The organism is Streptomyces arenae (genome assembly GCF_022343545.1).
Classification (GTDB): Bacteria; Actinomycetota; Actinomycetes; order Streptomycetales; family Streptomycetaceae; genus Streptomyces; species Streptomyces humi.
Genome location: NZ_JAKQYH010000091.1, coordinates 48,304 through 70,159 on the forward strand (window position 1 = coordinate 48,304; position 21,856 = coordinate 70,159).

The following is a 21,856-nucleotide window of genomic DNA, read 5'->3' on the forward strand; positions in this document are numbered from 1 at the left end:
CTAGGGAGCCGGGGTGTGCTGCGTCAAGTGTGCCGTGGAGTGCGGAAGTCCGCTCGCATGTTGGTCGTTTGTCTGCTTGACCGGCTCTGATGGAGGCTCGTAACGTGGTCACGTTCATGAATGTAGACGCCGATCAGAGACATGCATCGCCAGGGAGCGCCCGTGACGCCAGCCCCTCTCGCCGCCCGGCTCCGTGACCCGCGCGGGCCGCTCTTCTTCCCCGTCACGGCCTACGGCCCCGACGGCTCCCTCGACCTCGACGTCTACCGTGAGCACGTACGGCGGGGCGTCGAGGCCGGCGCCGCCGCGGTGTTCGCCTGCTGCGGCACGGGGGAGTTCCACGCGCTGCTGCCGGAGGAGTTCGAGGCCTGCGTGGGCGCTGCCGTGGCGGCGGCCGACGGCCGGGTGCCGGTCGTCGCGGGCGCCGGCTACGGCACCGCGCTCGCCGTGCGCTACGCGCGTCTCGCCGAGGCCGCGGGCGCCGACGGCCTGCTCGCCATGCCGCCCTACCTGGTGGTCGCCGGCCAGGAGGGCCTGCTGCGGCACTACCGTGAGGTGGCCGCGGCGACCGGCCTCCCGGTGATCGTCTACCAGCGCGACAACGCGGTGTTCACCCCGGCCACCGCCGTCGAACTCGCCCGCACCGAGGGCGTCATCGGCTTCAAGGACGGTCTCGGCGACCTGGACCTGATGCAGCGGATCGTGAGCGCCGTCCGCACCGAGGTCCCCGGCGACTTCCTCTACTTCAACGGCCTGCCCACCGCCGAACAGACCCAGCTCTCCTACCGGGCCATCGGCATCGACCTCTACTCCTCGGCCGTCTTCTGCTTCGTCCCCGAGATCGCCCTCGCCTTCCACACCGCGCTGCGCGAGGGCGACCGGGCCACGGTGGACCGCCTGCTGGACGGCTTCTACCGTCCCTTCGTCGAACTCCGCGCGCAGGGCCGGGGATACGCCGTCTCGCTCGTCAAGGCCGGGGTACGGCTGCGCGGTCTGGACGTCGGCGAGGTCCGGCCCCCGCTGCACGAGCCGGGCGAGGACCATGTGAAGCAGCTCGCCCAGCTGGTCGAGCGCGGCTACGCACTGCTGGAGGGGGACGCGTGACGACGTCCACAGCGGAACGGGTGAAGTCGCCGCACGGAGCGGCACGGTCGCGGACGTCCACGTTCGTCTACCCCTGGGACGTCAACGGCGACCCCGAGGCCCCGCGGCGCATCGCCGAGCTCGGCGTGGACCAGGTCACCCTCGCCTCCGCCTACCACTCCACCCGCGCGCTGACCCCGCGCCATCCGCGCCGCCGTATCGTCACCGCCGAGCACGCGGCCGTCTACTACCCGGCCGGCGGCCACTGGGCGGACCGCGCGCTCCGGCCCTACCCGGCGGGCGACTGGGCCCCCGGCGACGCCTTCGGGGAGGCGGCCGAGGCGCTGCGCGGCGCCGGTCTCGACGTGCACACCTGGGTGATCCTCGCCCACAACTCCCGGCTGGGCGCCGAGCATCCGGACACCTCGGTCGTCAACGCCTACGGCGATCGCTACCCCTGGGCCCCGTGCATCGCCCAGCCCGCCACCCGCGCGTACCTCACCGACCTCGCCGCCGAGGCCGCCGTACGGCCCGGTGCGGCCGGCACCGAACTGGAGTCCCTAGGCTGGTACGGTCTCCAGCACCTGCACGCCCACGACAAGACCGCCGGGGTCGGCCTCGGGGACGCCGGCCAGTACCTGATGGCGCTGTGCTTCTGCCCCACCTGCCGGGCCGGATACGGCGAACACGGCCTGGACGCAGACGAGTTGGCGGCGGCCGTACGGGACGCGCTGGAACCGCTGTGGCGGGGCGCCGGGGACGACGCTGGCTGGCCGACGGTCGAGAAGCTGCTCGGCGAACCGGTGGCCGCGGCCACCCGCGCCTGGCGGGACGGCAGGGCCCGCACCCTCCAGGAGGCGGCCGTCGCCGCGGTGCGCGCGGCGGCCCCCGAGGGCTTCCAGGTGCTGCTGCACGCCGACCCGGTGGCGTACCACTGCGGAGCCAACCCAGGCGTGGATCCGGCCCATGTGCTGTCGGTCGCCGACGGTGTCGTGGTCCCCTGCGCCGGCGGTACGGCCCTGCTGGCGCCCTTCGCCGAGCACGCGCGGCCCGGCACGGTCCTCGCCGCCAACTTCACGGTGGTGTCCGGGATGGGCGGCAGCCCCGGCACCCTGGCCACGGACGCGGCCCGCGCCCGCGACCTGGGCGCGACCGAACTGCGCCTGTATCACGCGGGATTGGCATCCGACGACGACCTGGCGGCGGTACGGTCGGCGCTGCGCTGAGCCAGCGCGCAGGCGGTGCCGAGCAGCGCACCGCCGAGGACCACCAACAGCAGCCGGTGGCTGACGAGTTCGACGAGAGCGGAGCCGGCCGCCAGCCCCAGCACGTTCGGTGTGAACATCAACGTGCCGGCGGTCGCGGTCGCCCGCCCCAGCGCGGCGGCCGGGATCTCGCGCTGTACGGCGGTGTGGGCGGCGATCAGGACACAGGGCAGGCCGAGTCCGCCCGCGAGGCCGCAGACCAGCAGCACCGGGTCGGACGGCACCGCCCGGCCGGCCAGCGCCAGCCCGGCCAGCGCGGTCCCGGCCACCGCGAACCACCGCTCGCCGAGCCGTCGCAGCGCGGGCCCGGAGACCAGCCCCACCACCACCGAGCCGGCCCCCTGGGCGGCGTACAGCACTCCCACATAGGCGGGGGTGTGGCCGAGGGCGTCCACCACCGCGTAGTTCAGGCTGCTGCCGAGCGAGACCAGGCCCATCGTGACACCGCCCGCGCGGACCAGCGGCCGCAGCGCCGGGTGCGCCCACAGCAGCCGGACCCCCTCGGTGGTCCGCCGGCGCAGGCTCGCGGCCGGCCGCCGAGGGCGTTCCTCCGTGACCCGCAGCAGGGCGCACAGCCCCGCCGCCAGTACGAAGGTCAGGGCGTCCAGCAGGGCGACGCCCGGCCCGCCGTACGCCGTGTACAGGGCGGCGCCGGTCAGCGGGGCGACCAGCTTCATGCCCTCGCGGGCGGTCGTCCGCAGCCCGTTGAAGTCGCCGAGCAGGGCGGGGTCGACGGCGGCGACGACCAGGGCGGAGTCGGCCGCGTCCTCGACGACGCCCGCCGTGCCGTAGAGGAGGAGGACGGCGAAGAGCAGCGGGACGGAGCCTGATGAGTGGACCGTGCAGAGGGACAGCAGGAGGGCGGCCAGGGCGAGGTTCGTACAGATCACCAGGGGTTTGCGGCGGACGCGGTCGGCGAGGGCGCCAAGGGCGGGGCCGAGGAGGGTGGGGGCCCACAGGGCGGCGGTGCACAGGGCGGCGAGGCCGTCGGAGCCGGTGAGGTCCTTGACCCAGACACCGGCGACCAGCCAGAGCGCGGAGGTGCCGAAGCCGGACACCACGACGCCGGTGAGGCAGAGGACCGCGTCGCGGTCGCGGAGCAGCCGCGTCACGGCCCATGAGCTGGGGGTCGTCATGCCTGGTCATCGTGCGTCTAAGGAGGGGGTACGGGGATCGGGAAGGTGCCTTAGAAGGCGGGTGGACCGCGGGCGGGCCCCGGTGACAGGGGGCGAAGAAACCGGTGCCCGGGGCGAAACCGGTGCCCGGGGCGATGAGATTCCGCGGCCGGTGCGGTCTACCTCCTGAAGCCGAACGACCGCGTCGGTGGACAACCGGGAGGCAGCGCAATGACCGGCACGACCATGATCGACCTCGGCCCGCAGACGAGGATCGTCGCGGAACTCGCGGAAGGGGTGACGGACGGGCAGCTCGCGGCACCGACCCCGTGCCCGGACTACGCGGTCCACCACCTGCTCGCCCACGTGGCGGGCCTCTCCGTGGCCTTCCGGGACGCGGCCCGCAAGAACCTGGGCGTCACGACCGACCACCGCCCCGGCGCCACGCTGCCGGAACTCGGCCCGTACTGGCGGCAGGAACTGCCCAAGGCGCTCGACGCACTGGCCGAGGCCTGGCGGGACCCGGCCGCCTGGAGCGGTATGACCCGGGCGGGCGGGGTCGACCTGCCGGGGGAGGTGGCGGCGGCGGTCGTCGCCGACGAACTCGTCGTGCACGGCTGGGACCTGGCCCGTGCCGCCGGCCTGGAGTACACCCCCGATCCCGCGGCGCTGGCGGCGGCGCACGGATTCCTGGCGATGGCGGCCCAGGGCGACCGCGGCCCCTTCGGCCCGCTCGTGCCGGTGCCGGAGGAGGCGCCGTTGCTGGACCGGACGGTGGGGCTGTCCGGCCGGGACCCGGGCTGGAGGCCGTGAAGGCGCCGAAACGGTGAGCGGGCGGGGACCCGGATCCGTACTCTCCTCGCCATGCCACTGAGCCTGACCGTCCTCGGTACCTCCTCCCCGCACCCCCGGCCCGGCCGCCCGTGCTCCGGGTACCTGCTGCGCGGCGGCGGCGCCGAGGTCTGGGTCGACGCGGGCACCGGGACCTTCGCGGAGTTGCAGCGGCACACGGATCCGGCCCGGCTCACGGCGATCTGGGTCTCGCACCTGCACGCGGACCACAGCGCGGATCTGCTCGCCGCCGCCTACGCGTTCGCCTTCGGCGGCCTGACGCCGGCGGCGCCGATCCCGGTGTACGCCCCGCAGGACTGCGCACGGCGCCTGGCGAACTTCCTCGGCCGGCCGGACCCGGGCTTCCTGAGCGGGGTGTTCGACTTCCGGCCCCTCTACGACGGCCACGCCGTCCGGCACTGGAACCTCCGGCTGGCCGCCCGCGCGGTCGCGCACGGCACCGAGGCGTACGGTCTGCGCGCCGAGTGCCAGGGCAGTGTCCTCGCGTACTCCGGGGACAGCGGACCGTGCGACGCCCTGCCCGAACTCGCGGCCCGCGCGGACGTGTTCCTGTGCGAGGCCGACCTCGACGAACATCGCGAAGGCGAACAGGTCCATCTGACCCCGGAGGACGCCGGGCGAGCCGCCCGGGACGCGGGCGCACGAGAACTGCTGATCACCCACGTGGGCCCGGCCCTGACCCGCGAGATGGCGGCGACCCGAGCGGGAGTGACATTCGGCAGCCCGACAAGCGTGGCCCGGGAGGGCGAGGCCAGGGGTTTCTGAGGCGACCGGTGCCCACTGCGGAACTTCGTTCTCGGCTTTCCCTGTAATAACGCTTTGCCGCGCCAAGCTGTCCGTCATTTCCGCCGACTCTCCGTCGAAGGCTCCGATTCCACGCTACGATCCCCATGATTTCTTCTTCTGTCGCACCCGCCCGCGCTGGGGATGGTTTCCGTGGACGTGAAGCTCTTCATCGAGAAGGAGTCCGGTGAAGATTCCCGCGACGTGATCGAGCTTGCCGACGACCTCAAAGCGGAACTCGGTCATTCCTGCGAGGGTGAGATCGATCTGCTCTTCGAAGAGGCGCAGCCCGGTACGGCCCCTGGGAAAGGGCCGATGGCGATGGCGGGCGCGCTGCTGGTGCGGCTCGGGGAAAGCGAAGGGCCAGTGGGTCTGCTGAGATCTCTTTTCAGCTGGCTGGCGCGTACGGACCGGGCCGTGGAGATCTCCGTGAACGGCGTCGAGATGAAACTCACCAGGTCGACCCCTGAACAGCAGGAAAGGATCGTCCAAGCGGTACTGGAACGTATCGCCGCCGGCTCCTGAACGAAAGGCTGATCTGTGCGTCGGCTCTTCTATGCGCTGGGTGCGGGGAATTATCACGCCGACGGGAGGCTCGGGCCACTCGGGGGAGTGGAGGACGATCTCGCCCGCATGACCGAACTGTTCACGGGTGAACTCGGCTACGTCCGCCGTCCCGCGACCCCGTTCCTCGACAGAACCGCAAGGGAGGTGCGCACCGACCTGGTGGCCCAGGAGGACGAACCGTTCACGGTGGACGACACCCTCGTGGTCTACTACACCGGCCACGGAGAACACATCCGTGACCGCCATTACCTCATGTGTCCGGACAGCGATCGCGCGAAGCCCACCTCGACGGCCCTGCCCACCGAGGACCTGGTGCGGATCTTCACCGAGCGCAACGCACGGCGGCTGCTGCTCATCGTCGACACATGCCAAGCGGCCGGCGGCGCAGCCGATGCCATACGCCAGGTCGCCCACCAGGTGGCCGTCGGCATGGGCAGGCAGAACGACGCGTTCAGCGCACGGATGGTCTCCTTCTCGGTCATCTCGGCGGCCCGGCGATATCAGGTTGCCGGGGACTCCGCCTTCCGTACCGCGCTGGAAGCCGCGATCAGAAGTGGTGAGTGCGGCGGCATACGCTCACGGAAGCTGCTCCTGGAGACGGTCGTCGAAGTCGTGAGCGAGAAACTCAGGGAACTGGGTCACGACCAGCAGGACGCCACTCTCGCCACCTTGATGACGGACAGTGATGATCCGCCGTTCCTTCCCAACCCTCGCTACGACCCGGACGCTCCCCCCGAAGGAACCAGTGTCGCGGAACTGAGGAACTGGGCCGGCAGCACGCTGCCCCCGGAGGAGAAGCGGGCGGCGGCAGCGGGTCGTTTCACCGGCCGCACCGAGGCTCTCGCACGGCTCGGGGCCTGGGTGTTCGACACCGTGGACACGAGCCGCCCGTTCGCCGTGTCCGGAGCGCCGGGAACAGGTAAATCCGCGTTGCTGGCGGAATTCCGGAGGCTGCTGGCGGCGGAGACCGGTGCGCCTGGCGCGCTGCCACCTCTGACGGTCGCCCTCGTCGACGCTCGTGACAGATCCGCGGACGACCTCGTTCGTGAGGTCGCCGTGGCCGAGGGCGTCACCCCCGACACGCCCTACGGCGTCCTCAGGAAGTTCCTGCGCCAACGTCGTCGCCCCTTCGTGCTCCTGGTCGATGCCGTGGGGGAGGCGCCCGAGAGGGAGGGTTCCGAACGCCCTGGAGAAATCGCCGCGGTCCTCCGGGACCTGGCCGCGATACCCGCCATGCGCGTCATCACGGCGGTCCCCGCCACACTCCTCGGCGTACCGCGCCCGGCCGAGCGCCTCGACCTGGACGACCCCCGCTGGGACAGCGAAGCCGAACTGCACGCCTACGCCTGCCGGATGCTGCTCGGCTCGGACGGGCCGGTAACGGCCACGACCCGCTCACCCGCCGGGGTTTCCCCACGGGCGGCCGAAGTCGTGGCCCGCGCCCGCGGGAACCGCCTCCTGATCCGCCTGCTGGCCCAGCAGCCCGAAGAACACGCGGCGGGCGACGCCGGCACACCGACGATCGGGCCGGCCTTCCGCGCGGCACTGCGAGCGCGGTGCCGTGACGACGCCGAGTTCAGGACCATGTCGGCGCTCCTCAGCGGACTGGCCTTCGCCCACGGAGCGGGACTCCCCTGGGGCGGGCGGCTGTGGCCCAAGGTGATGGCGAAGGTCTTCAACGACGGCGAACCGCTGCACAGCGAGGACATCCGGCGGCTGCTCGACGTGGCCGGCCCTTTCCTGGTGGAAGCTCTCGACTCCGCCGGGCGCACCGTCTACCGCCTCTACCACGAGACGTTCGCCGAGGAACTCCGCGGCACCGCACCGGCACACGCCCGCGAGGACATCCTCGAAGCGCTTCTGAAGGAGTTCCAAGAACGCCACCAAGAAGCGCAGGACCACCCTGCCGACCCCTACCTGCGCGATCATCTGCCCGCCCACGCCGAGGACGTCGGCGCTGACCCAGCCGGGGATCCCGGCCCGAAGTCGCCCGTCCCCGCCGCCGTGGCGGACACGGACCGACCCGGGCGGGGTGCCCGTGAGGTGCTGGAGGCGGTGCTGTTCAGGCTCCTGGCGCGCGTCCTGGGTCACCTGTCCGTGGTCGAGGGTCGCCCGCTGTCGCTCGGCCGGTTCAGGACCGTCATCGTCATCGGGTCCACGGCACGGGCGCGGGACCAACGCACCACCATGGAGGACGGACGGCACCGGATCGTCGTGGAGACCTCTTCCCCCGGCGACCTCGTGTTCAAGGCGCTGCGCGGCGGCAGCGCGGACAGGTAGGCCGACGTCCCGGTCGCGCCCCACCCGCGTCACCTCTGTCAGAAGCATTGACGAAACACGGCTGGCCTCCTACCTTCGTCCGCGTCGTACTTCGTACGTCATATATGAGACGCGATACGCGAGATCAGATACGTCAGACCTGGTCGTGGCGGCCCGGTTCGTGACCCCGAGAGGTGCGCATGACCTCTGTGCCCGTGCCGATCCCGTCCCGTACGCAGTACGTGCTGGACGCGATCAAACACCGCATCCTCACCGGCGTGCTGACGCCAGGTCAGGCCCTGGTGGAGACCGAGCTCGCCGCGCAGTTCGGGGTGTCCAAGACCCCCGTGCGGGAGGCGCTCAAGACCCTCGCGGGGACCGGGCTGGTCGTGATGAGCCAGTACAAGGGCGTCACGGTGCGCATGGTGGACGCGGACATGGCGCGTGAGGTCTACGACGTACGGCTGCTCCTCGAACCCGAGGCCCTGAAGCGGGCCGTCCGCCGGGGCGCCTCCCTGGACGCCGCCCGCGACGCCCTCACCCGCGCCGCCGACGCCACGGACACCGCCGAACGCTCCCTCGCCAACCGGGACTTCCACCGCGCCCTCTACCTGCCGTGCGGCAACCCGCTGCTCGGCCGGATGCTCGACGAGGTCCGCGACCAGGCCGCCCTCGTCTCCGCCGTCGCCTGGGCCGCCTCCCCCTCCTGGGAACAGGAGGCCGGCGAGCACCGCGAGATCCTCCGGCTGGCGCTGGCGGGCGACGCCGACGGCGCGGCCCGTGCGCTGCACTCCCACATCGCGTCCTTCGTCGACCGGGCGTTCCCCCGGGCAGCCGACCAGGAAGGCCAGGAATGAGCAGCGTGGCGTTCGAGACCCAACGGGCGGCCCTGGCCGACGTCGTGGCCATCCCGGTGACACCGTTCGCCGAGGACGGCGGCGTCGACCAGGACGCCCACCGGGCCCTGCTGCGCAGGCTCCTCGACGGCGGGATCCGCACCCTCACCCCGAACGGGAACACCGGCGAGTTCTACGCCCTGACCCCCGAAGAGCGGCGGCTGGTCACCGAGTTGACGCTCGACGAGGCCGGGGAACGGGCCGTGGTCCTCGTCGGTGTCGGCCACGACATCCCCACCGCCGTCGCCTCCGCCCGGCACGCCCGGGAGCGCGGCGCCCGGATGGTGATGGTCCACCAGCCCGTCCACCCCTACGTCTCCCAGGCCGGCTGGGTGGACTACCACCGGGCCATCGCCGCGGCCGTCCCCGAGCTGGGCGTCGTCCCGTACGTCCGCAACGCCCAGCTCCCCGGCGCCCGTCTGGCCGAACTCGCCGACGCCTGCCCGAACGTGATCGGCGTCAAGTACGCGGTTCCGGACGCCGCGAAGTTCGCCGCCTTCGCCCGGGACGCGGGGCTCGACCGGTTCGTGTGGGTGGCGGGGCTCGCGGAACCGTACGCCCCCTCCTACTTCTCGGCCGGCGCCACCGGCTTCACCTCCGGCCTCGTGAACGTCGCCCCGGCCGTTTCGCTGAACATGATCGAAGCGCTTCGATCCGGCGACTACCCGGCCGCCATGAAGGTCTGGGAGCAGATCCGCCGCTTCGAGGAGTTGCGCGCCGCGGGCGGCTCCGCCGACAACGTCACCGTCGTCAAGGAGGCCCTGGCCGCGCTCGGCCTGTGCCGCCGCGACGTCCGCCCGCCCAGCAGGCAGCTGCCCGAGGAAGCGCGTGCCGAGGTCGCCGCCATAGCCACCGGATGGTCCCTGTGAACCGCAGTGAGAACGTCCCGCGCAAGCAGCCCGAGGAGCTGCGGAGCCACCAGTGGTACGGCACCGAGGGCCTGCGTTCCTTCAGTCACCGTGCCCGCACCCGCCAGCTCGGCTACCTCCCCGAGGAACACCTCGGCAAGCCGGTCATCGCGATCCTCAACACCTGGTCGGACATCAACCCCTGTCATGTGCACCTCCGTGACCGGGCGCAGGCCGTCAAGCGGGGCGTCTGGCAGGCCGGCGGCTTCCCCCTGGAGTTCCCGGTCGCCACCCTCTCCGAGACGTTCCAGAAGCCGACCCCGATGCTCTACCGCAACCTCCTGTCCATGGAGACCGAGGAACTGCTGCGGTCGTACCCGGTGGACGGCGCGGTGCTCATGGGCGGCTGCGACAAGTCCACCCCGGCGCTGCTCATGGGCGCCGCCTCCGTCGACCTGCCCACCGTCTTCGTGCCCGCCGGGCCCATGCTCCCCGGCCACTGGCGGGGTGAGGTACTCGGCTCCGGCACCGACATGTGGAAGTACTGGGACGACAGGCGCGCCGGACTGATCGGCGACTGCGAGCTGACCGAGCTGGAGAGCGGGCTGGCCCGGTCCCCCGGCCACTGCATGACCATGGGCACGGCGTCCACGCTCACCGCCGCCGCCGAGGCCCTCGGCGTGACCGTGCCGGGCGCCTCCAGCATCCCGGCCGTCGACTCCGGGCACGACCGGATGGCCGCCGCGTCGGGGATGCGGGCCGTCGAACTCGTCCACAGGGACCGCAGGCTCTCCCAGCTCCTCACCGCCGACGCCTTCGAGGACGCCGTCACCACCGTGCTCGGCCTCGGCGGCTCCACCAACGCCGTCATCCACCTCATCGCCATGGCCGGCCGGGCCGGGGTGCGGCTCACCCTCGACGACTTCGACCGCATCGCCCGCACCGTGCCCGTCCTCGCCAACGTCCGGCCCGGCGGACGGAAGTACCTGATGGAGGACTTCCACTTCGCGGGCGGCCTGCCCGGCTTCCTCTCCCGGATCCCCGATCTGCTCCACCTCGACCGGCCGACGGTGTCGTACGACAGCTACCGCGAGCAGCTCGCCGGCGCCCGGGTCCACGACGACGACGTCATCCGCCCCCGTGACAACCCGGTGGCCGCCGAGGGCGGGGTAGCCGTGCTGCGCGGCAACCTCTGCCCGGACGGCGCGGTCATCAAGCACATCGCCGCCGAGCCGCACCTGCTCAGGCACACCGGGACGGCCGTCGTCTTCGACGACTACCGGACCATGCAGCGCACCATCGACGACCCGGACCTCGGCATCACCGCCGACAGCGTGCTCGTCCTGCGCAACTCGGGGCCGAGGGGAGGTCCGGGCATGCCCGAGTACGGCATGCTGCCCATCCCCGGCCACCTCCTCAAGCAGGGCGTACGGGACATGGTCCGGATCTCCGACGCCCGTATGAGCGGCACCAGTTACGGCGCCTGCGTGCTGCACATCGCGCCCGAGTCGTACGTCGGCGGCCCCCTCGCGCTCGTCCGCAGCGGGGACCCGATCACCCTCGACGTCGAGGCGCGCACCCTGCGGCTCGACGTGGACGAGGCGGAGCTGGCCAGGCGCCGGGCCGAGTGGACACCGCCGCCCGTGCGGTACGAGCGCGGGTACGGCGCGCTCTACGACCAGCAGATCACCCAGGCCGACACCGGCTGCGACTTCGAGTTCCTGGCCCGGCCCGGAGAAGTCCCGGACCCGTACGCGGGCTAGCCCTGCCGCACGACAATCGTCGAAGCGCTTCAACCACGTGTATCAAGCAAGCGCTTCCCGCACCCGCTGTAACCGATGCGAACGGAGAACAGTCGTGGCCCAAGCCGCAGCCGTGGCGAACCCGCCCGCGCCACCCCGGCGGCGCCGTGCCTCCGCGACGCCGCGCAGGCTGCCGTACCTGCTGATCGCCCCGGCGGCCCTGCTGATGCTGGGGTTCATCGCCTACCCGGTGCTCAGCGTCTTCTACTACAGCCTGCAGAACTACAACCCGACCAAGCCCTGGCGGAACGGCTTCGCGGGCCTCGGCAACTTCACCCAGGCCTTCGCCCACGACCCCCAGTTCTGGGACACGCTGACCTTCAGTGCCCAGTGGGTCGTGGTCGAGGTCGGACTGCAGCTGCTGTTCGGGCTGGCCCTCGCCCTGATCGTCAACCAGACGTTCGTGGGCCGGGCGCTGGGCCGGGCACTGGTCTTCTCGCCGTGGGCCGTCTCCGGGGTGCTGACCTCCGCCATCTGGGTGCTGCTCTACAACTCCCAGACCGGCATCACGCGTTACCTCGCCGACGCGGGCATCGGGTCGTACGGCACCAGCTGGTTGTCGGACACCTCGACCGTCTTCCCGGCGGCGGTGGTCGCCGACCTCTGGCGCGGTGTCCCCTTCTTCGCGATCCTCATCCTCGCCGACCTCCAGTCCGTCTCGAAGGACCTGTACGAGGCCGCCGAGGTCGACGGGGCGAGCCGGCTCAAGCAGTTCTGGCACATCACCCTGCCGCACCTCAAGGACGCCATCGTGCTGTCCACGCTGCTGCGCGCGGTGTGGGAGTTCAACAACGTGGACCTGCTCTACACCCTGACGGGCGGCGGCCCGGCAGGGGAGACCACCACCCTTCCCCTGTACATCGCCAACACCAGCGTCGACGCCCACAACTTCGGCTACGCCTCGGCCCTGACCACGGTGGCGTTCGTGATCCTGCTCTTCTGCTCGGTCGTCTACCTGCGGCTGAGCAAGTTCGGAGGCGAGGCGAAGTGATCACCGAGATCGCACCGGCCACGCGGCCCGTGGTGACCGGACCCGCCCGGCCCGGGAAGCGGCGGCGCGCCTGGGACGAGGTGCCCCGCTGGGGGATCTACCTCCCCCTCGGGATCTACCTCCTCTTCACCCTGGTCCCGTTCTACTGGATCCTGCTCTTCGCCGTCCGCCCGGCCGGATCCACCTCCCTCGTGCCCTGGCCGGTCACCTTCGACCACTTCCAGAAGGTGTGGACCGAGCGCAGCTTCGGCACGTACTTCACCAACAGCGTCTACGTCGGCGTCGCGACCCTGGTGCTGACCACCGTCGTGGCGCTGGCCGGCGGCTACGCCCTGGCCCGCTTCGACTTCCGGCTCAAGCGCGGCTTCCTGCTCGCCCTGCTGTGCTCCCAGTTCGTGCCGGGCGCGCTGCTCCTGGTCCCGCTCTTCCAGATCTTCGCCAACCTGCGGATGATCAACTCGCTCGGCAGCGTCGTCGTCGCCGAGACCGTCTTCCAGCTCCCGCTGTCGATGATCCTGATCAGCGGCTTCATCCGGAACGTGCCGTACTCCTTGGAGGAGGCCGCCTGGGTGGACGGCTGCAACCGGCTCACCGCCTTCCGGATCGTCGTCCTGCCGCTGCTGCGGCCCGGCCTGGTCGCGGTCGGCTCGTTCGCCTTCGTGCACGCCTGGAACCACTTCCTGTTCGCCCTGATGTTCCTGTCCGACCAGAGCAAGCAGACCATCCCGGTCGGCCTCAACACCCTGATGAGCGCGGACAGCGTGGACCTGGGCGCGCTGGCCGCGGGCGGGATCATCGCCGCCGTTCCGGTCGTGATCGTCTTCGCCTTCATCCAGAAGTGGCTGATCACCGGCTTCAGCGCGGGGGCGGTGAAGGGATGAGACACCTATCGGACCCCTCGGGACAAACGCTTACCCTGCTCGCAAAGATCGACAACGCAGGGAGGAACCCATGACCGTCGACATCGTCCTGGCGGGAGCACGCGGCCACGGCCGCTGGCACCTGGAGAACATCCGCCGGCTCCAGGACAAGGGGATCGTCCGGCTGGCGGGCATCTGCGAGCTGACCCCGCTGGGCCCCGACGAACTGCCGGACGGTCTCGGAGAGCCCGAGCAGTCCGCCGACTTCGGCGCGCTGCTCGACTCCACCGGCGCCCGGATCGCGGTCGTCTGCACGCCCATCCCCACCCACACCGACCTGGCCCTGACGGCGGCCGAGCGGGGCGTCCACCTGCTCCTGGAGAAGCCGCCGGCGCCCTCGTACGCCGAGTTCCGGCGGATGGCGGACGGGGTCGCCAAGGCGGGCGTGGCCTGCCAGATCGGCTTCCAGTCGCTGGGCTCGGGCGCCGTGCCCGCGATCCGGAAGCTGATCGAGGAAGGCGCGATCGGCGAGGTGAGAGGGGTCGGCGGGGCCGGCGCCTGGGCCCGGCCCGAGTCCTACTACCGGCGCGCGCCCTGGTCCGGCAAGCGGCGGCTGAACGGCGTGGACGTCGTCGACGGGGTCCTCACCAACCCCCTCGCCCACGCCGTCGCCACCGGACTCGCCCTGCTCGGCACCGTCCGCGCCGAGGACGTCACCGGCATCGAGACCGAACTGCTGCGCGCCAACGACATCGAGTCCGACGACACCTCCTGCGTCCGCGTCTCCACCCCGCGCGGCCCGGTCACGGTCGCCGCGACGCTCTGCGCCGAGGAACCCGGGGACCCGTACGTGCTGGTGCACGGCGACCGCGGCCGGATCACCTTCTGGTACAAGCTGGACCGGGTGCTCGTCCAGCGGGCGGGCCGCGGCCCGGAGGAGACCGAGTACGGCAGCACGGACCTGCTGGAGAACCTCGCCGACCACCTCACCACCGGCGCCGCACTGCTGGTCGAGCCGGACGCGACGGGTGCCTTCATGAAGGTCGTGGAGGCGATCCGGGTGGCAGACGACCCGGCCGCGCTGCCCGCCGACGCCTGGCGCCACCTGCCCGGCGAGGACCGCCGGGTGGTGCCCGGCATCGACGCGCTGGTCGCGGCGAGCGCCGACACCCTCGCTCTCTTCTCCGAGCTGAGCGCTCCCTGGGCTCCGCCGAGCGAGGGCTCGCTGGAAGAGGCCTCGCCGAAAGAGGCCCCGCCGAAAGAGGTGAGCCCATGACGGACGCCGCCCTGCTGCTGACGGCCGCCGGCCGGCCGGTCGGCCGCTACGTGACCCACCCCGGCCTCCCGGCCCGGCTCTCCCCGCGCCCCTACCTGCACCCCGTCACCACCCTGGCCGGCACCACGGTCACCGAGCTGACCCCCGCCGACCACCTCCACCACCTCGGCGTCGGTGTCGCCGTTCCCGACGTCGAGGGGCACAACTTCTGGGGCGGGCGGACCTACGTCCGGGACCGGGGACCGACCGAACTCGACGACCACGGCACCCAGCGCCACGTGGCCTTCCAGCTCCGCGACCCCGACGGCTTCGTGGAGGAGCTCCGCTGGGCCGCCGCCGGCACGGACCTGCTCCGTGAACGCCGTACCGTCGCCGCCACCGCGCTCACCGGCACCGCCTGGGCGCTGGACTTCACCTTCTCCCTCACCAACGTCACCGACGGCCCGCTCTCCCTCGGCAGTCCCGCCACCAACGGCCGCCCCGGAGCGGCCTACGGCGGCTACTTCTGGCGGGCCCGCAAGGAGGCCTCGGCGCCGGACGTGTTCACGGCGGACCGGGAGGGCGAGGAAGCCGTGCACGGCGGCACCGCCGGCTGGCTCGCGCTGGCCGGCGCCGACTGGACCCTCGTCTTCACCGGCGCCACCGAGGACACCCGCCGCGATCCCTGGTTCGTGCGCGCCGCCGAGTACCCGGGCGTCGGCTCCTCGCTGGCGGGCACCGAGCGGCTGCCGGTCCCGGCCGGCGGGACCGTGGTCCGCCGGATCGTCACCGTCGTCGCCGACGGCCGCCTCACCCGGGACGAGGCCGCGACGCTGGCCCGCAAGGCGGTGACCCGGTGACGACGACCTATCGCAACCCCGTCCTGGACGCGGACTGGTCCGACCCGGACGCCGTCCGCGTCGGCGACGACTTCTACCTCACCGCCTCCAGCTTCGGCCGGGCCCCCGGCCTCCCGCTCCTGCACTCCCGCGACCTGGTCAACTGGACCCTGGTCGGGCATGCCCTCGAACGCCTGGAACCCGAGGCGCGGTTCGCCTCGCCACGCCACGACTGCGGGGTCTGGGCCCCCTCGCTGCGCCATCACGACGACCGCTTCTGGATCTTCTGGGGCGATCCCGACCAGGGCATCTTCCAGATCAACGCCCCGGAGATCAGGGGCCCTTGGACCCGTCCGCACCTGGTGAAGGAAGGCAGGGGGCTCATCGATCCCTGCCCGCTCTGGGACGACGCGACCGGCGAGGCGTACCTCGTGCACGCCTGGGCGAAGTCCCGGTCGGGGATCAGGAACCGGCTGACCGGGCACCGGATGCACCCCGACGGCACCTCGCTGCTCGACGCGGGCAAGGTGATCGTGGACGGGGACCGGATACCGGGCTGGTTCACCCTGGAGGGCCCCAAGCTCTACCGGCACGACGGCTGGTTCTGGATCCTCGCGCCCGCCGGCGGAGTGGCGAGCGGCTGGCAGGGGGCCCTGCGCTCCCGGGAGTTCTTCGGGCCGTACCAGGAACGGATCGTCCTGGAGCAGCGGGACACCGACGTCAACGGACCGCACCAGGGCGGCTGGGTGCGGACCCGGGGCGGCGAGGACTGGTTCCTGCACTTCCAGCAGCGGGGCGCGTACGGCCGGGTCGTGCACCTCCAGCCGATGCGCTGGGGTGACGACGGCTGGCCGGTGCTCGGGGACGAGGGCGCGCCGGTCGCCGAACACCCGAGGCCCGGGCTGCCGGCGCAGCCGCCCGCCGCGCCCGCCACCGACGACGACTTCCCCGGCGGGCGGTTCGGCCGGCAGTGGCAGTGGACGGCCAACCCGGGGGAGGGCTGGGCCACCCAGCACTCGGGGGACGGGCTGCGGCTGGCGTGCGTGCGCTCGGGGGATGCGCACGACCTGCGCCGGCTGCCGCACGTGCTGACCCAGCGGCTGCCCGGGAAGCCGTGCGTGGTCGACGTCGGCCTGCGGCTGGACGGCGCCGGGCCGGGGACGCGCGCCGGGCTCGCGGTGCTGGGGGACGCGTTCGGCTGGATCGGGCTCGAGCGGGGCGCCGACGGCGCGGCTCGGCTCGTGCACCGGTTCGCCGAGGCCGTCGCCGACCGGGAACGGGACGCGGCCCCGGCCCGCCCCGCGCCCGACGGGCGGGCCCGGCTGCGGATCGAGATCGGCGCGGCGGCGCGCTGCCGCTTCTCGTACGACGTGGGGGCGGGCTTCGTGCCCTCGGGGCCGGTGTTCGCCGCCACCCCCTGGCGCTGGGTCGGCGCCCTGCTCGGCCTGTTCGCCGCCGCGCCCGAAGGACCGGGCCACGCCGGGGCGGCCACCTTCTCGCAGTTCCGGATCACCGCCCAGTAGTCGTCGTTCTTGTTGGGAGCCGCAATGACGCACCTCCGTAGCAAGCGCTTGCCGAACCGGGGCACCTCGCCCAGTACCGCGCATCTCCACTGGATCCCGAAGAAGAGACCCGAAGAAGAGAGCCGACCAATGAAGAGCAGCATCCGCAGAAGCAGGCGTGCGGCCGTCGCCGTCGCCCTGGGCTCCGTGCTCGCGCTGACCGCCACCGCCTGCGGCGACGACGGCAGCGGCAGTGCGGGGGACAAGGGCGACGAGGGCTCCGGCAAGGGCACGATCACGTTCTGGGACAACAACGGCGGTGTCCGCACCGACGTCTGGAAGCAGATCATCGCCGACTTCGAGAAGCAGAACCCGGGCATCAAGGTGAAGTACGTCGGTGTGCCCGCCGCCAGTGTCCAGTCCAAGTACGACACCGCCATCCAGGGCGGGGGCCTCCCCGACGTCGGCGGGGTCGGCACCGCGATGCTCGCGGAGGTCGCCGCGCAGGGCGCGCTGGAGCCGCTGGACAGCCGGCTCGCGAAGAGCTCGCTGAACGGCAAGCTCAACGAGAAGTTCCTGGAGAGCGTCGAGGCGGCGGGCGGCGACGGGAAGACGTACTCGGTGCCGACGTCCGCGAACAACGGCACGCTCTGGTACCGGACCGACCTGTTCGCCGCGGCGAAGCTGGCGGCGCCGACCACGTGGACGAACTTCTACGCGGCCGCCGGCAAGCTCACCGACACGGCGAAGAACAGGTTCGGGTACACGATCCGGGGTGGCGAGGGGTCCATCGCGCAGGCGCTGGACGCCACGTACGGCCAGAGCGGGATCACGTCGTTCTGGAACGGTGACAGGACCACCGTCAACGACCCGAAGAACGTGGCCGCGCTGGGGAAGTACGTCGGGCTGTACAAGAAGGACACGCCGTCCGCCGACGTCAACAACGACTTCACCAAGATGGTCGCGCAGTGGGACTCCGGCACGATCGGCATGCTCAGCCACAACCTCGGTTCCTACGCCGACCACGAGAAGGCGCTGAGCGGCAAGTTCAAGGGGATCCCGAACCCCACCCTCGACGACGGGACCCGGGTCCAGGTCTCCAACCCCGTGGACGGCCTGGGGCTGTTCAAGTCGAGCAGGAACAAGGCGGCCGCCTGGAAGTTCATCGAGTTCGCGGCCTCCCACGAGGCCAACAGCAAGTGGAACGAGTCGGCGGGGCAGGTGCCGGCGAACAACGAGGCGGCGCAGGACTCGTGGGTGCGGGCGTCGGAGCCGACGAAGCTGGCGGCCGAGGCGCTGAACGGGGCCTCGACGAAGATCGTGCAGCTTCCCTACTACTTGCCGGACTGGAACACCATCTCCAAGGCCGACAACGAGCCGAACTTCCAGAAGGTGCTGCTCGGGAAGATGACGGCGAAGGAGTTCCTGGACACGTTGGCTTCGCAGTTGAACAAGGCTCAGGCGGACTGGAAGGCCCATCACTGAGAGCTCGGGTGGTTTCGGTTGTGGGGGGCTGCCGGCCCGTCGTGGCTGGTCGCGCAGTTCCCCGCGCCCCTAGGAAGCTGAAAGGTGCACCCTCGTGTCCCTTACGCGCAGACAGGTGACATCCGCGGCCCTTGCCGCCGTTCCTCTCGTCGGCCGAAGCCCCGAGCGGAACCCTCGAACCCTCTACATCGCCGGTGATTCCACCGCCGCCCAGAAATACGCCGACGAGGCTCCGGAAACCGGATGGGGCATGGCACTCCCCTTCTTCCTCCGGAAGGACATCACCGTCTCCAACCAGGCCGTGAACGGGCGGAGTTCCAAGAGCTTCGTCGACGAAGGGCGGCTGGACGCCATCCTCGCCACCGTCCGTCCGCACGATCTGCTGCTCGTCCAGTTCGCGCACAACGACGAGAAGAGCGCCGATCCGGCCCGGTACACCGAGCCCTGGACGACGTACCAGGAGTACCTGCTGAAGTACGTCGAGGGAGCGCGGGCGCGCGGTGCCCGGCCCGTGCTCGCCACCCCGGTCGAGCGCAGGAGGTTCGACGCCGACGGCAACGCCGTGCCGACCCACGGCGACTATCCGGCGGCGATGCGTGCGCTGGCCGCGCGGGAGCACGTGGCGCTGCTCGACATCGAGGCGCTGTCGCTGGCCCTGTGGCAGGCACTGGGCGTCGAGGCGACCAAGACGTACTTCAACTGGACCGACACGGAGCAGGACAACACGCACTTCAATCCGCCGGGGGCCATCGCCGTGGCCCGGCTCGCGGCGCGGGAGCTGCTGCGTACCCGGGTGCTGGCGCGGCACGACGTCATCCGGCTGCACGAATCCATCCCGGCCTCCTGGATCACCTGGCCACCCGCATAGCCGAGGAGAACCGCACAGTGCGTACACAGATATGTCATGGACGCGTCATTGGCGCGCTGGCCGGCTGCACGGCTCTCGTGCTCGCCGCGACCGGGACCGCCCAGGCCGCCGCCCCGCACCGGACCGCCCCCGACCGGCAGGTGCTGGCCGCGCACGACGGCTGGGGCTCGGCCACGACCGGGACCACCGGCGGGGCCGCCGCCGACTCCGCGCACGTCTACACCGTCACCACCTGGGACGAGTTCAAGGCCGCCCTCGCCGACGGGGGCAGCGCACCGAAGATCGTCAGAGTCGTGGGGACGATCGACGCGGACGGGCCGAGCTGCGACTCCTTCGCCGTGCCCGGCTACGACTTCGCCGCCTACCTCGCCACGTACTCACCGGAGGTCTGGGGGCACTCCACCAACCTGGACAACGAGCCCGACGACAGCCCGGAGGGGCTGCGCCGCGCCTCCCAGGCCCAGCAGGACGCCTACATCAAGGCCTACGTCCCGGCCAACACCACCGTCATCGGCGTCGGCAGGAACGCCGGGTTCAAGGGCGCCAGCCTCCAGATCAAGTCCGTCGACAACGTCATCGTCCGCAACCTGGCCTTCGAGAGCCCCCTCGACTGCTTCCCGCAGTGGGACCCGACCGACACCGCCGACGGCAACTGGAACTCCGAGTACGACAGCGCGGTGATCTACGGGGCGACGCACGTGTGGATGGACCACGACACGTTCACCGACGGCGACCACCCGGACAGCACGCTGCCGTACTACTTCGGCCGGATCTACGAACAGCACGACGGTGAGCTGGACATCGTCAAGGGCGCCGACTACGTCACCGCTTCCTGGAACGTCTTCGAGGACCACGACAAGACGATCCTCATCGGCAACAGCGACAGCGCGTCCACCGCGGCCGTCGACCGGGGGCATCTCAAGGTCACCTTCCACCACAACCTGTTCTCCCACCTGGTGGAGCGGGCGCCCCGGGTGCGGTTCGGGCAGGTCGACTCCTACAACAACCACTTCGTCGCAGGGGACGGCTACGGCTATAGCTACGGCATCGGCATGGAGTCCCAACTCGTCGCCGAGCACAACGCGTTCACCCTCCCGGCCGGGGTCGGCACCGGATCGGTCCTGAAGAAGTGGAAGGAGGCGCCGCTCACCGCCGACGACAACTACGTCAACGGCGAGCTGACGGACCTCATCGCCGTCCACAACACCGAGGTACCCGGCGAGATCCTCCAGTCCGGAGCCGGCTGGACCCCGACCCTGCGCACGAGGATCGACCCGGCGCGGGCCGTCCCGCGCATCGTCGACCGCGCCGCGGGCGCCGGCCGGCTGCGCTGACACCACCGGGGCCGGGGCACCTCGCGCCCCGGCCCGCCACCCCCCACGGCAAAGGAAGTAACGCCCCCTCTTCGCCCCTCTCCGTCGCCAAGGAGCACCCGCATGTCCTCGCCCCTCCATCCCCTGTCCAGACGGGGTTTCCTGCGCGCGAGCGCCGGGGCGGGCGCCGCTCTCGGCCTGACCGCCGTGCCCGCGCACGCCACCGGCCGCCCCTTCGGGCGGTACGGATCACCGGAGCGCCGCCTCTCCCCGGAAACCCTGTACGTCGACCCCTACGGGCGCGGCGACTTCAGCACCGTCCAGGCCGCCGTGACCGCCGCCACCGGCAGCGGCCGGACCCTGGTCCTCGCCCCGGGCGTCTACCGGGAGACGGTCGCCCTCGACACCACCCGCACCGAGGCCACCTGGATCGGCGCGACCGAGAACCCGCGGGACGTCGTGATCGTCCACGACACCGCGGCCGGCACCCCGAAGCCCGGCGGCGGAACGTACGGCACCACCGGGTCCGCCACCACCACCGTGCAGGCCGACGGCTTCACCGCCCGGTGGATCACCTTCGCCAACGACTGGCTGCGCGCCGACCACCCCGACATCAGCGGCACCCAGGCCGTCGCCCTCAAGGTGCAGGGCGACCGCTCCGCCTTCCACCACTGCCGCTTCCTCGGGCACCAGGACACCCTGTACGCCGACTCTATGGCCCTCGGCGTCATCGCCCGCCAGTACTTCGCGCACTGCTACGCCGAGGGGGACGTCGACTTCGTCTTCGGGCGGGCGCGGGCGGTGTACGAGGACTGCCACTTCCGCACCCTGGACCGGACCGACCTGGCGGCCGCCCCCTACGGGTTCGTCTTCGCGCCCTCGACGGCGGCCGCCAACCCCTACGGCTACCTGGTGTCCCGGAGCCGGGTCAGCAGCGCGGCCCCCGACGCCGCCTACAAGCTGGCCCGTCCCTGGGTGCCCAGCTCCGACACCACGGCCCGGCCCTCGCTCGTCGTCCGCGACTCCCACCTCGGTCCCGGCATCGACGCGGCCGCCCCCTACACGAACATGTCGGCGAGCTTCCCCTGGCAGGACCAGCGCTTCGCGGAGTACCGCAACTCGGGACCGGGCGCTGTGATCACCGTCCCTGAGAACCGGCCCCAACTCAGCGCGGAACAGGCGGAGTCGGCGACCCGGGAGACCTGTCTCGGTGACTGGACCCCGTGGCGGGGGTGCTGACGTGCCGACCCGACGCGCACTCATCGCCGCCGGT

Annotated in this window: 19 protein-coding genes; 18 read left to right on the forward strand and 1 reads right to left on the reverse strand. The window is 71.8% G+C overall.

Annotated elements, in window-relative coordinates; genetic code table 11:
* Positions 1-162: 162 nt before the first annotated feature.
* Positions 163-1,104, forward strand: a complete 942-nt coding sequence (locus MB828_RS44035; RefSeq protein ID WP_133026976.1) for a 5-dehydro-4-deoxyglucarate dehydratase — start codon at positions 163-165, stop codon at positions 1,102-1,104.
* Positions 1,101-2,309 carry a hypothetical protein gene (locus MB828_RS44040; RefSeq protein ID WP_430381520.1) on the forward strand — a complete coding sequence of 403 codons (1,209 nt, stop codon included), beginning with the start codon at positions 1,101-1,103 and terminating at the stop codon, positions 2,307-2,309. The genes MB828_RS44035 and MB828_RS44040 overlap by 4 nt, the downstream gene beginning before the upstream one ends.
* Here the strand turns inward: MB828_RS44040 and MB828_RS44045 are convergent.
* A complete protein-coding gene (locus MB828_RS44045) occupies positions 2,252-3,484 on the reverse strand; it encodes an MFS transporter (RefSeq protein WP_301653066.1) in 1,233 nt (410 codons plus the stop codon). The genes MB828_RS44040 and MB828_RS44045 overlap by 58 nt on opposite strands.
* 210 nt (positions 3,485-3,694) lie before the next feature.
* Here MB828_RS44045 and MB828_RS44050 point away from each other — a divergent pair, with 210 nt between their 5' ends.
* From MB828_RS44050 to MB828_RS44125, 16 genes are all read left to right on the forward strand, one after another.
* Positions 3,695-4,276 (forward strand): TIGR03086 family metal-binding protein, encoded by a 582-nt coding sequence (locus MB828_RS44050; RefSeq protein WP_301653067.1) that lies wholly within the window; start codon positions 3,695-3,697, stop codon positions 4,274-4,276.
* Positions 4,277-4,327: 51 nt separating this feature from the next.
* The gene (locus MB828_RS44055) at positions 4,328-5,080 is read left to right on the forward strand and encodes an MBL fold metallo-hydrolase (protein ID WP_301653068.1); all 753 of its coding nucleotides are present in this window, start codon (positions 4,328-4,330) and stop codon (positions 5,078-5,080) included.
* Between the two features lie 171 nt (positions 5,081-5,251).
* A complete protein-coding gene (locus MB828_RS44060) occupies positions 5,252-5,623 on the forward strand; it encodes an effector-associated constant component EACC1 (RefSeq protein WP_301653069.1) in 372 nt (123 codons plus the stop codon).
* A gap of 15 nt (positions 5,624-5,638) precedes the next feature.
* Positions 5,639-7,945 carry a caspase family protein gene (locus MB828_RS44065; protein ID WP_301653070.1) on the forward strand — a complete coding sequence of 769 codons (2,307 nt, stop codon included), beginning with the start codon at positions 5,639-5,641 and terminating at the stop codon, positions 7,943-7,945.
* 179 nt (positions 7,946-8,124) lie between these two features.
* A complete protein-coding gene (locus MB828_RS44070) occupies positions 8,125-8,781 on the forward strand; it encodes a GntR family transcriptional regulator (RefSeq protein WP_301653071.1) in 657 nt (218 codons plus the stop codon).
* Positions 8,778-9,689, forward strand: a complete 912-nt coding sequence (locus MB828_RS44075; RefSeq protein ID WP_301653072.1) for a dihydrodipicolinate synthase family protein — start codon at positions 8,778-8,780, stop codon at positions 9,687-9,689. Before MB828_RS44070 ends, MB828_RS44075 begins: the two co-directional genes overlap by 4 nt.
* A complete protein-coding gene (gene araD, locus MB828_RS44080; RefSeq protein ID WP_301653073.1) occupies positions 9,686-11,431 on the forward strand; it encodes an L-arabinonate dehydratase in 1,746 nt (581 codons plus the stop codon). The genes MB828_RS44075 and araD overlap by 4 nt, the downstream gene beginning before the upstream one ends.
* A 94-nt stretch (positions 11,432-11,525) precedes the next feature.
* Positions 11,526-12,461 carry a carbohydrate ABC transporter permease gene (locus MB828_RS44085; RefSeq protein WP_133026968.1) on the forward strand — a complete coding sequence of 312 codons (936 nt, stop codon included), beginning with the start codon at positions 11,526-11,528 and terminating at the stop codon, positions 12,459-12,461.
* Entirely contained in the window at positions 12,458-13,342 is an 885-nt protein-coding gene (locus MB828_RS44090; RefSeq protein WP_301653074.1) for a carbohydrate ABC transporter permease, read from the forward strand. The genes MB828_RS44085 and MB828_RS44090 overlap by 4 nt, the downstream gene beginning before the upstream one ends.
* A 70-nt stretch (positions 13,343-13,412) precedes the next feature.
* On the forward strand, positions 13,413-14,597 hold the full coding sequence (locus tag MB828_RS44095; RefSeq protein WP_301653075.1) for a Gfo/Idh/MocA family protein: 1,185 nt from the start codon (positions 13,413-13,415) through the stop codon (positions 14,595-14,597).
* Positions 14,594-15,436, forward strand: a complete 843-nt coding sequence (locus MB828_RS44100; RefSeq protein WP_301653076.1) for a PmoA family protein — start codon at positions 14,594-14,596, stop codon at positions 15,434-15,436. The genes MB828_RS44095 and MB828_RS44100 overlap by 4 nt, the downstream gene beginning before the upstream one ends.
* The gene (locus tag MB828_RS44105; protein WP_301653077.1) at positions 15,433-16,938 is read left to right on the forward strand and encodes a glycoside hydrolase family 43 protein; all 1,506 of its coding nucleotides are present in this window, start codon (positions 15,433-15,435) and stop codon (positions 16,936-16,938) included. The genes MB828_RS44100 and MB828_RS44105 overlap by 4 nt, the downstream gene beginning before the upstream one ends.
* Positions 16,939-17,067: 129 nt before the next feature.
* A complete protein-coding gene (locus MB828_RS44110) occupies positions 17,068-18,402 on the forward strand; it encodes an ABC transporter substrate-binding protein (protein WP_301653078.1) in 1,335 nt (444 codons plus the stop codon).
* A 94-nt stretch (positions 18,403-18,496) separates the two neighbouring features.
* Positions 18,497-19,270 (forward strand): rhamnogalacturonan acetylesterase, encoded by a 774-nt coding sequence (locus tag MB828_RS44115; protein WP_301653079.1) that lies wholly within the window; start codon positions 18,497-18,499, stop codon positions 19,268-19,270.
* A gap of 17 nt (positions 19,271-19,287) precedes the next feature.
* Positions 19,288-20,604: a pectate lyase family protein gene (locus MB828_RS44120; RefSeq protein ID WP_301653080.1), complete on the forward strand. Its 1,317-nt coding sequence runs from the start codon at positions 19,288-19,290 to the stop codon at positions 20,602-20,604.
* Between the two features lie 102 nt (positions 20,605-20,706).
* Entirely contained in the window at positions 20,707-21,822 is a 1,116-nt protein-coding gene (locus MB828_RS44125; protein WP_301653081.1) for a pectinesterase family protein, read from the forward strand.
* Positions 21,823-21,856: the final 34 nt, after the last annotated feature.